The 779-nt window shown below is 61.0% G+C and carries 2 protein-coding genes; both read right to left on the bottom strand.

Annotated features, from left to right (window positions below; all coding sequences use genetic code 11):
* Window positions 1–190, bottom strand: a 190-nt coding sequence (locus C0V97_RS03515; RefSeq protein WP_148114913.1) for a hypothetical protein, incomplete at its 3' end; no start/stop codon positions are given.
* Between the two features lie 66 nt (window positions 191–256).
* The gene (locus C0V97_RS03510) at window positions 257–685 is read right to left on the bottom strand and encodes a hypothetical protein (RefSeq protein WP_127100778.1); all 429 of its coding nucleotides are present in this window, start codon (window positions 683–685) and stop codon (window positions 257–259) included.
* Window positions 686–779 lie beyond the last annotated feature (94 nt).

Genomic DNA, 779 nt, shown 5'->3' with positions numbered 1-779 from the left:
CGATCGCACTCAGGGTTGCTTTCTCACGAGCTTCCGCACTGGCCTTGTTCTCGCCGTGCATCTGCATCAGCTTGTCAGACAGCGATCGATGTTCGAGACGGATCTCGACAATTGCCCCCTCGACCGCGCTCAGGCGGCGCCCGTGATCGGCAAGGGTATCGATAGGAACGACATCAGATACGGCGCTCATGTCGCCTCCAATAAAAAAGCCGCCCGGTGAGGGGCGGCGGAATGAGATAAAGGCGGGTGAGGGCGCTTATCGACAGGGCTGCGTGGCTGGATAGAGATAGCCGCTATAGCCATCTGCGCAGACGAAGTAGGAGTGATCATTCGGCTCGACGGGCGCATAGCCGACCGCATAGATCTTGCCGCCGATCTTTAGATCCCCGCCAATTTGCAAGGCACCGGCTACCACGCCACCTGCGAGAGGCAGATAAGCGGCGAGCGCGGTCTGCAAGCCCTCCTGCGTGACTCCGTTCGCCACAAGGCTGCTTAGCGAGGTGTCGTGCTGCGAGAGGCGATCCTGCATCGAGCCCAGCGTGACTACAGCACTGCCGTCAGGGTTACGGGTGGAACCAATCGGCGTCTCGAGGGGCAGGCCCCGAGGGGGAACGAATTGTGCAGGCCCGGTCTGGGCCATGGCTATGCAGGGCATGACCGACAGGATGGCCGCCATTCGCCTCATGATTTTGGTTCCTCATAGGTGGGGATATTGGCGTTGTTCCACCAGCCGCCATTCAGCGGTGCCGTGGTGGGAAGGGATGCTAACCAGGCCGTCA

The sequence above is a fragment of the Asaia sp. W19 genome (genome assembly GCF_003994335.1).
Lineage (GTDB): Bacteria > Pseudomonadota > Alphaproteobacteria > Acetobacterales > Acetobacteraceae > Asaia.
The sequence above is the reverse complement of the archived record's forward strand: the minus strand, read 5'-3'. Positions and strand labels throughout refer to the sequence as shown.